The organism is Achromobacter semiaridum, from assembly GCF_053543755.1.
In genome coordinates this window covers 58,928-67,956 of the sequence record NZ_JBLVOL010000002.1, presented here as the reverse complement: position 1 = coordinate 67,956, position 9,029 = coordinate 58,928, and the positions used below count along the sequence as shown (strand labels likewise).

The window sequence follows — 9,029 nt, the reverse complement described above, 5'->3', positions numbered from 1 at the left end:
GGGGGGGGGCGCCTGGGTGGTCATCGGCGTAACGGTGACGCGCGACTCCGTGCCCGACGGGAAATAGCTGTCGGCGGCCGACGGCAAGGCCATCGAACGTTCAATATGCGGCGTCAGCAGCAGCACGATCTCGGTGTTCTGGTCCGTCTTTTTCTGGCCGCCGAACAAGCTGCCCAGCCAGCCCATCACACTCAGCCCGGGCACCCCGCTGCTGCTGCGCGTCTGCTGTTGATTGACCAGGCCGGCCAGCACCTGCGTTTCGCCATCACGCGCCGTCATCACGGTTTCCGCATTGCGCGTGCTCATCGGGTAGACAACGCCGCCACCCGCCGTCTTGACCTCGCCCTTCAGGTTGCTGACTTCCATGCTGACGCGCACGCTGACTTCGTTGCTCAGGCTGATCCGAGGTTCCACTTGCAGGATCAGGCCCACGTCCTGGTAGTTCACGGATTCCGTCACCACGCCGTTGGCGTTGGTTGTCGTCACGACCGGTACCTTTTCACCGATCTTGATGCTGGCCTTTTCCATGTTGCGCACGCGGATCTTCGGGTTGGCCAGCACCTTGGTCTTGCCGCGCTTTTGCAGCAGGTTCAGCGCCGCCGACAGGTCATTGCGGCTGGTCACGCCGATCTTGCCCTGGTTCAGGCCCAGCAGGTCGCCCACCGTGATGCGGCCGCTTTCCCCCTGCGGCAGCACGGAAAACCGCAGGTCGCTGGGGTAGTCCACGCCCACTTCCAATTCGTCGCTGGCATTCACTTCCAGCACCTGCACATCCATCGTTACTTCCGATTGCGCGATGTCCAGCGCGGCCACCACCCGTTCCACCACCGCCATCACTTCAGGCGTGTCGCGCACCAGCACGGCATTGGCGCGTTCGTCCAGATGCACGTTCTTGGGCGCGCTGATCTGCCGCAACGCGGCAAGCACATGCGTGGCGTCGGCATGGTTCAGGTAGAACACGCGCACCATCAGCTCGCGATATTCCTTGTCCTTGTCGGGGCGCGACGGATAGATCAGCAGTGTGTGCGCATCCAGCACCTTCTTTTCCAGCTGATTGGTGCGCAGCAACAGGTTGATCGCGTCTTCGGCCGTGGTCTGCCGGGCCATGATGCTGGCCGGCATGCTCGTCTGCACGTCCGGGGCCAACACGAAGTCAACACCGGCGGCCAGCGAGATCGTGTCCAGGATCTGGACGATGGGCTGCGCCTTGAAGTTTAGCGTGACGGGTTTGCGCAGCGCGTCGGCCAGCCGGGGCTTGACCGACTGGCGGCCGACGTCACGGCGTTGCAGCTGCGTGCGCAGTGCCTCGGCGGCGGGAAAGCCGGGCTGTTCCTGCAAGATGCGATTGACCTTGTAGAGCGCCTCGCGCGGGTGGTCGAATTGCAGCCTGACCGCCTCGGCCAGTTCGCTGTTCAGGTGTACGCGTTGTTCCAGCTGCGTCTTGAGCTGCTGGGCACGCATGTTCCCCGGGTTGATCGTCAACAGTTCCAGCACGTCTTGCAACGCGGCCTCGTCATCGCCCGCGTCCATCTTCACGCGCACACGTTGCAGGATCTCGCGGGTCAACGTCACCCCATCGCGCGCCACGTCCTTGCCGGCTTCGATATCGTTGGGGTTCTTGTCCAGCTTCGCGCGGCCGGCGGCCAGGCGTTCAGCGGTAGTCGGCGCGTCGCCGCCCAACGCGCGCTTCAGTGATTCCGGGGCCGCGCATCCGCCCAGCAACAGGGTGAAGAATGCGGCCATTACGACAGGTTTTGCAATCATGATGTCTTGCCATTCCCAATAGAATTTTTTCGTTTCGATGAGCGCCATGCTCATTGCGCCAGCGGCGCCAGGTCCACATGCAGTTCTTTGCCCTGCGGGTCCAACAGCACGGCGCGTTTCGCCTCCAGCGCCTTAAAGCGGTACTGCGGCGTCAACATGCCGCCAGGCTGCACCGCGCCGGCCACATCGCAGCGCTGGCAAATCAGATAGGTTTCCCCTTGATGCGCCAGCACCACGATGCGACGCCCGGTTTCGGACCATTCGCCGATGGCCGTGAAGGCCGACACAACCACAGCCTCGACGCCCTCCGGCGCGGTCGGCATCGTGTCGTCCAGGTCCGGCGTATCGGTCGGTGCCGCGTTGGCCTGGGCGGCGGCGTCCTGTGTGGGTTCTGTGCCCCGATCCAGTAGCGACGCCCAGCTTTGCGAAGGAAACAGATCCACCTCTTGCGGGGTCTCGGACCACGCGGCGGCGGGCGCCAGGGCGGTGATTACCGCGGTCATCCATCGCTTCATCACACCACCCCCAACATGCTCAGACGCATCTTCACGTTGACCAGCATGTTTTCCGGTTTCTGCCTGTCCAACGACAAGGACTCCAGGCGCAACAGCGGCTCTTCGGTCAACTTGCGCAGGCCGGCGCTCAGGTCCTGGTACGAACCCACCGCCGTTACATCCACCGACGTGCGGCGCAGGCGACCTTGGATGGTGTCTTCACCCTGATACTGGATGTCGACCAGCAGCAAGCCCGAACGCACCAACTGCTCCATCACGGCCAGCTTGCGCTGGTCGGGGTCCAGGCGCAGTTGCACGCGCAGTTCGTCCATGTCGTTGCCGGGCGGCGCGACGCTGGGTTGGCAAGCATGCAGCTCGGCGTTCAATTCCAGTGCCCGCAGTTGCAACGTGCCCTTTTCCGGCCACAGCACCACGACGCAATGCACGATCAGGACCAGCAAGGCAGCCAGGGCCAACAGCCCACCGCGCCCGAGGCGTTCGGCCCAGCACTGGGCATGCCAACGCAGAGGCGAACCGGCGTTTCCCTGACGTAGCGCGGCCAGGCGGCGACGAATTTCAGTAAAGGATTTCATTGCAGATCCACCCGCACGGTGGCCATCGTGGCCAGGTTGGGATCACCCGACTTGATGCCGTGGCGCATCACGGTTGCCCGGATGCCTTCCCCGGCGTTCACGCGCCCGGCGAAGGCGAACACCTCGGTCAGGTCCACGGCCATCAGTTCCAGTTGCACGGTCTTGCCGGCGCCTTCGATCTTCAGGTTCATGACGGCCACGCTGGGGCTCCAGGCCTGTTCGATGGCGCGCAGCAGCACGGGCCGCAACCGGTCTTCGGCACTTTGCGCGGACACCAGCGCGTCCACCTTCTTTTCTTCAGGCGACTGCGCCAGCGCGCGTCGCTGCTCGCGTTCCTGCTGCATGCGGCGCTCGACCAGCTGGCTTTCAACGCGGGTGACCTCGACACGCAGCGCCCAAAGATCCCATTGCCGCCAAGCGCTCAACAGGCCGACGCACAGCAACAGCAACACCACGATGGCGGCAAACGGTTGCGTCGCCCCGCGCTTGGTGAAGTCAAGCTGGTTCATCTTCAACCCGGGCATGTCCGCCCTCCCAACATGGCATGGGGAAAGCCCAGCCAGCGCGCGTCTTCAGGCAGCGCGACGTCCGGGGATACCAAGGTGGACGTCCAGGCGCATTGCGCCATGACCGGGCGATCGCACAGCGCCTGCGCCGAAGCAACGGCGGACGCGTGGGATTGGCCCGGCGACAGCTGTAAGGTGATCATGTCTTCCCACCCCTGCGCCGCCGGCCACAGGCACGTCACCGCGCCAGCTTCCGCCAGGACCAGGCAGGCGCCGTCCGCCCGCACCGGTCGCTGAAAGCGATGCAAGGCCGACGACAGCAGGTCGTGGCAGGCCGGCACGGTCCACCCTTGTTCGCGCATCTGGGCTTCCAGGGCGTCCAGCATCACGGCGTCGGCTGCGACGGCCAGGCGGGCGTGCCCATGGCGAGCCGGCCCCAGGCGCACACGGCTCTGCATCGCGATGCCGCGCTCGCGCAGCAGCGCCTGGGCATAGCCGCACCACTGCGTATCGCCACCGGGCAGACCCGGCTGCCAAGGCAACAGCACCGTGTGCACCCAGGGATAGCCCAGCCAGATGCGAGCGCGGTTGCGCCAGCGCGGGCGCAGCAAGCGGCGGCTTGCCAGCAAGGCGGCCACGGCTTCGGCGGGCTGGCCCCCATGGCGGGCCTTCAGTCGTTCGTGCACGGCCGTTGTCGTGGACAACAGGCTGACGTGCTCCGCATCGATCAGAACGGCTTGGTCATTCCATAGCGACGGCACGGCAAACCTCCTGATAAGTTGTCAGCCCATGCGCCACCGCTTCATGGGCGGCATCGCGCATCGATTGATAGTCGGGGCACTGCGCCAGCGCTTCCTGGCGCCGCTCGGGAGAGCGGTCCAGCAGCGCGGTCTTCATGCGGCTGTCCAGGCGCAGGACTTCGGCCAGCGCGATGCGGCCCAGAAAGCCCGTGTGACGGCAAGCCTCGCAGCCGGGGCCCGCGCGCGCTTCACCCGCGGGCGCACAATGCGGGCACAGACGCCGCACCAGACGCTGCGAGACCACGCCGTTCAGCGATTCCAGGAACGTGGCGGGCTCGACATCCATGTACAGGAAGCGGTCGATCACGCTGAACGCGTCGTTGGCGTGCACGGACGACAGCACGCGGTGGCCGGTCAACGCGGACTGCACAGCGATGGCCGCCGTCTCGGCGTCGCGGATTTCACCAACCAGGATCGTGTCCGGATCGTGGCGCAGAATGGACCGCAGGCCACGCGCGAAGGTCAGGCCCTTTTTCTCGTTCACCGGAATCTGCAGGATGCCGGCCATCTCGTATTCCACCGGGTCTTCGATGGTGATCAGCTTTTCGTCGCCGCTGTTCAATTCCGACAACGCGCCATACAAGGTCGTGGATTTGCCGCTGCCGGTGGGCCCGGTGATCAGCGTCAACCCATAGGGCAGCTGCGCCAGCACGCGAATGCGGCGCGCTGTTTCCGCCGGAAAACCCAAGGTGTCCAGGCTGAGCTTGTCGCCACGCTGCGACCGGTCCAGCAGACGCAACACCGCGTTTTCGCCGTGATTGCCCGGCATGATGGATACGCGGAAATCCACTTCGCGCCCTTGCAGCACCACTTTGAAGCGCCCGTCCTGCGGCACGCGCTTTTCCGCGATGTCCAGGCTGGACAACACCTTCAGGCGCGACATCACCTGGTTGGCCGTCACCTGCCCCGGCACCTGGCGGATGCGCAGCATCACACCGTCGATGCGATAGCGGATCAACAGCCCTTCCTCGTCCGACTCCAGATGGATGTCGCTGGCACGGCTTTGCAGGCCGTCATACAGCGTCATGTTCACCAGGCGGATCACCGGGCTTTCGTCTTTGGCCAGCGAAGCCAGCGAAATCGATTCGACCGCCTTGGCCAACGAGTCGTCCGCCATGTCGACGGCTACGCCGTCCAGCACGCGCTCGGTAGCCTCGGCCTGCTTGAGCCACGCGTCCACCGCGCCGGTGGGGCACACGGCAAAGCGCAATGCGCGGCCGGCCAGCATGGCCTGTAGCTTCAGGCGCGCTTCGCGAGAGAAAGGCGCGGCCATCGCCAGCAGCAATTCGCCGTCCACCTGCAAGGGCGCCACGCGGCAGGCCATGGCATCGGCCAGCGGCAGCACGTCAAAGCGCGGGGCGGCCTGGCGGCATTGCTGCGCGCTTAGCGGCTCCATGCCCAGCGCCTGCGCCAGCACCGGCAGCAGTTGCGGGCGGCGCGCCAGTTCCTCGTCCAGGTAATCGGCCAGGGACAGGCTCAGTTCCGCGGCGCGCTCGCGCCACAACCACCATGCCTCGTCGGCGACGGGTTGGGTTTCCATTGCTGCCTTCTCCTGACTGATTTCAATTGGGTTCATTGCGTTCATCCCAGACTCCCGGCCATCTCGAAGATGGGCATGTACAGCAAGATGACGATGGTGCCGACCAGCCCTCCGACCACCAGCATCAGCAGGGGCTCGAACACCTTTCCAAAGACTTCGATGGCGTGGTCCAGCGTGCCGTCATGAAATTGGGCGATGCGTTCGCACATGCCGCCCAGATCGCCGCTTTGTTCTCCTACGCGCAGCAGCCGTTCGGCCACTGCCGTGGTCAAGCCGTGGCGCGCCAGCGTTTCCGACACGCTGCGGCCGGCGCGCAGCTCTTGCAACGCCAGGTCCAGACGTTCGCCGTAGGCGGGCGGCAGGATGCGTTCGGCCAACTCGAATGCCTGCAATGCGGGCGTACCGCCTTCGATCAACAGGCCGACGGTGCGATAAAAGCGCGCCAGCACGAACAGGTTGCCCACATCGCGCAGCTTGGGCAGCCGCCAGAACACGTTCATCAATGCCGCCTTCACCCTTTGCGTGCGCAGCGCCAATGCCGTCAAGAGCAGACTGCCGCCAATGCCCGCGCCCAGCCATTGGCCGTCGGACTTGACCAGGCGCGCCCACCACAACATGGCCTCGGCCGTTGCCGGCAAGGTCCGCATGCTTTCGAACACGATGGCAAAGCGCGGCACCACGAAAAACAGCATGAACAACAAGATGCCGAAGCCCACTGCAATCACGACAAGCGGATACACCAGCGCGCCCACAACCTTCTTGCGGATGTTCTCGATCCGCGTTTCGTAGTACTGGTAGCGCCGCAGCACCACCGGCAACTGGCCACTGCCTTCGGCCGAGGCCACCGTGGCAACCAGCAGCGCCGGATACACGAGCGGCTGCGCCTGCATCGCCTTCGATAGCGGTTGGCCCTGGTACAACAAGCGCAACAACTGGCTCAGCGACGATTGCAGCGCCCTGTTGCCCTTGCCGGCCTTGTCGCTCAGTGCTTCCAGCGCTTCGATCAAAGCCAGCCCGGCGTCCAGCAACGTAGACAGTTCTTGCAGCAACAGGCCCAGCGAAAATGACTTCTTGCCGCGCGCCTTGATGCCACGACGCACGGCCGAACGTTGAATGTCCAGAACCATGCCGTCGGCATCGCTCAACTGCGCGCGGGCCTCGCCTTCGCTGGAGGCGCGCACGGTATGCACGCGCAACGTGCCCTGCTTGAGCAAGCGGATCCTGAACTCATTCATATCAACGCTCCGCGTGTTGGGACTGGCGATAACGGGCGTCGCGCGCCTGGGTCAGTTGCAGATAGTGTTGCCACACGCGATTCACGTAGCGCTTGCGCGCCGCTTCGCGGTTGGCGGCGCCGCCAGCGTTGTACGCGCCGACCGCGCGCCAGGTGTAGCCATAGCGCTTGATGAAGCCGGCCAGGATTTCGGCGCCGGCATCGATCGACAGACAGGGCTCGTCCAGCAAGCGCTGGCGCGTAATGCCCCGCTTGGCCAGCGCCGGCAGATGGATGCTGTTGATCTGCATCAGCCCGACGTCCTGGGTACCGTTGGTGTTGTTGTTGATGGCGCGGGGGTTCAGTGATGACTCTACCTTCGCGATGGCGAACAGCAGCAAGGGGTCCACGCCATGGCGGTCGCCCGATTCCTGCCAGCAGCTGGCGGCGGCCGCCGTCGAGAACGTCATCCCGACGAGCCCGGCCGCCGCCCACTTAGAGGCCGTAGACCAACTCACCGCTGCCTCCCGCCCGGCCTTCCTCGCCGAAAGAAACCACTTCTGCGTCCGTGCTGCGACCGGGCACGTTCAACACGTAGGGACGGCCCCACGCGTCTGCGGGCACATCCTTGGCCAGATACGGGCCGTGCCAGTTGGGTGCGCCTTGAGGCGCCTTGACCAGCGATTCCAGCCCTTGCTCGGTGGAGGGATAGCTGCCCACGTCCAGGCGGTATTGGGTCAAGGCATCACCCAGCGTCTTCATTTGCGCCTGGGTAGCGCGCACCTTGGCGCGGTCGACCTGTGAGAACAGCTTGGGGCCGACGTATCCGGCCAGCAACGCAATGATCAACAGCACGACCAGCAGTTCCAGCAAGGTGAAACCTTGTTGCAGGCCAAGACGGCGTCGGAAGGTAAGAGTCTTCATGAGTCCACTTTTTCTGATTGAGCGATCGCCGCGCGGCGGAGATCTGGAGTGAAGTGCGGGGGGCAGAGGCGAGCATCGTGAGGAACGACGCCGATCCGAGCGCCGGCGTGGCCGGGCGCATCAAAGGCGGAAAAATCTCTACGCAGGCCGGCATATTTCCATGCGGGCAATCGGCCAACAACGTTTCTAAAGAGAGCCTAAAGGGGCCCAGGCAGGGGGCCTTTAGGCCTTCAGGAAGTGTTGAGGAAGGTGGCGTGGCAGGGGTGGCGGCGCTTCAATCTCGCCTCTTGGCCAAGCCCCGCCGCACGCGGAGCCGGCTGGCACCGCTAGAAGGAAGACCATGCATTCCCCCCCCGCCGCCCTGGCCACACAGGCCTACACCACCTCGCAAATCGCCTTGCATTGGCTAAGCGTCAGCCTGATGGGCATCCTGATTCTTGCCGGCGAATTGCGCCACGTGCTGACCGCGCAGACGGGCGTGTCGATGCGCTCGGTCATGATCGTGCACATCGGCTGTGGCATGGCGCTGCTTGTGGTCACGATGGTGCGCACGGTCGTGCGCATCACGCGCCGCCGCGCCGCCGGCGCTGATTTCTGCATGCAGGATGCCTGCGCCCACGCGGTGCACCTGTCCATCTATGCGTTCATTTTTGCGTCGTGCATGGTGGGTTGGGTCGTCGTCAACGCCAAGGGCCTGGCCGTACCGTTACCCTTCACCAATCTGGAGTTTCCGCGTTTGGTCGCCGCCGACCCCGCGCTGGTGGTCACCACGGTATGGATGCACGACATGCTGACGTGGGGGCTGTACGGCTTGTTGGCGCTGCACATTGTGGCGGCGCTTGCCCACCACTTCATCGTGCGCGACGACACCTTGGCGCGCATGGCCTGGCGCCGCCGGCAACGCAGTCAGGCGGTGGTGGTACCCGTCAGGGCGGCGCGGAATCGCGCGGCGGCATCCCGATCCACGGCCGGCGTGCATTTTTCAAAAAATTAGGTATACTTCCGCCTCGCTTGCCAAAAAACGACATCAAGACGCCGACGGCAATGCGTGGCGATAGCAGTAAATTGCGGGAGTAGCTCAGTTGGTAGAGCGCAACCTTGCCAAGGTTGAGGTCGCGAGTTCGAGACTCGTCTCCCGCTCCACATTCGGATTTCGCAGCATTGGGTTTTCATCCTGCTGCAAATCAAAAAATGG

The 9,029-nt window shown here is 64.6% G+C and carries 10 protein-coding genes and 1 tRNA gene; 2 read left to right on the top strand and 9 right to left on the bottom strand.

Features of this window, described 5'->3' with window-relative positions; all coding sequences use genetic code 11:
• The 9 genes from ACNPP0_RS00440 to gspG all read right to left on the bottom strand — a co-directional run.
• A partial coding sequence (locus ACNPP0_RS00440; RefSeq protein ID WP_448704726.1) for a type II secretion system protein GspD occupies positions 1-1,764 on the bottom strand: 1,764 nt, incomplete at its 3' end.
• 50 nt (positions 1,765-1,814) lie between these two features.
• Entirely contained in the window at positions 1,815-2,267 is a 453-nt protein-coding gene (locus ACNPP0_RS00435; RefSeq protein WP_448704725.1) for a hypothetical protein, read from the bottom strand.
• A gap of 11 nt (positions 2,268-2,278) precedes the next feature.
• Complete coding sequence (locus ACNPP0_RS00430; RefSeq protein ID WP_332612687.1) at positions 2,279-2,851, bottom strand: hypothetical protein; 573 nt, start codon at positions 2,849-2,851, stop codon at positions 2,279-2,281.
• A complete protein-coding gene (locus ACNPP0_RS00425) occupies positions 2,848-3,375 on the bottom strand; it encodes a hypothetical protein (RefSeq protein WP_448704724.1) in 528 nt (175 codons plus the stop codon). Before ACNPP0_RS00425 ends, ACNPP0_RS00430 begins: the two co-directional genes overlap by 4 nt.
• Positions 3,363-4,118, bottom strand: a complete 756-nt coding sequence (locus tag ACNPP0_RS00420; protein ID WP_332612689.1) for a hypothetical protein — start codon at positions 4,116-4,118, stop codon at positions 3,363-3,365. The genes ACNPP0_RS00425 and ACNPP0_RS00420 overlap by 13 nt, the downstream gene beginning before the upstream one ends.
• On the bottom strand, positions 4,099-5,697 hold the full coding sequence (locus ACNPP0_RS00415; RefSeq protein ID WP_448704723.1) for a GspE/PulE family protein: 1,599 nt from the start codon (positions 5,695-5,697) through the stop codon (positions 4,099-4,101). The genes ACNPP0_RS00420 and ACNPP0_RS00415 overlap by 20 nt, the downstream gene beginning before the upstream one ends.
• Before the next feature lie 41 nt (positions 5,698-5,738).
• Positions 5,739-6,932: a type II secretion system F family protein gene (locus ACNPP0_RS00410; protein ID WP_332612691.1), complete on the bottom strand. Its 1,194-nt coding sequence runs from the start codon at positions 6,930-6,932 to the stop codon at positions 5,739-5,741.
• Between the two features lies 1 nt (position 6,933).
• Positions 6,934-7,428 (bottom strand): lytic transglycosylase domain-containing protein, encoded by a 495-nt coding sequence (locus ACNPP0_RS00405; protein ID WP_332612692.1) that lies wholly within the window; start codon positions 7,426-7,428, stop codon positions 6,934-6,936.
• Entirely contained in the window at positions 7,406-7,834 is a 429-nt protein-coding gene (gspG, locus tag ACNPP0_RS00400; protein ID WP_332612693.1) for a type II secretion system major pseudopilin GspG, read from the bottom strand. The genes ACNPP0_RS00405 and gspG overlap by 23 nt, the downstream gene beginning before the upstream one ends.
• Before the next feature lie 340 nt (positions 7,835-8,174).
• On the opposite strand from gspG, the gene ACNPP0_RS00395 reads away from it, so the two are divergent.
• Both ACNPP0_RS00395 and ACNPP0_RS00390 read left to right on the top strand, forming a co-directional pair.
• Complete coding sequence (locus ACNPP0_RS00395; protein ID WP_448704722.1) at positions 8,175-8,828, top strand: cytochrome b; 654 nt, start codon at positions 8,175-8,177, stop codon at positions 8,826-8,828.
• Between the two features lie 73 nt (positions 8,829-8,901).
• Positions 8,902-8,977 (top strand) — tRNA-Gly (locus ACNPP0_RS00390).
• Positions 8,978-9,029 lie beyond the last annotated feature (52 nt).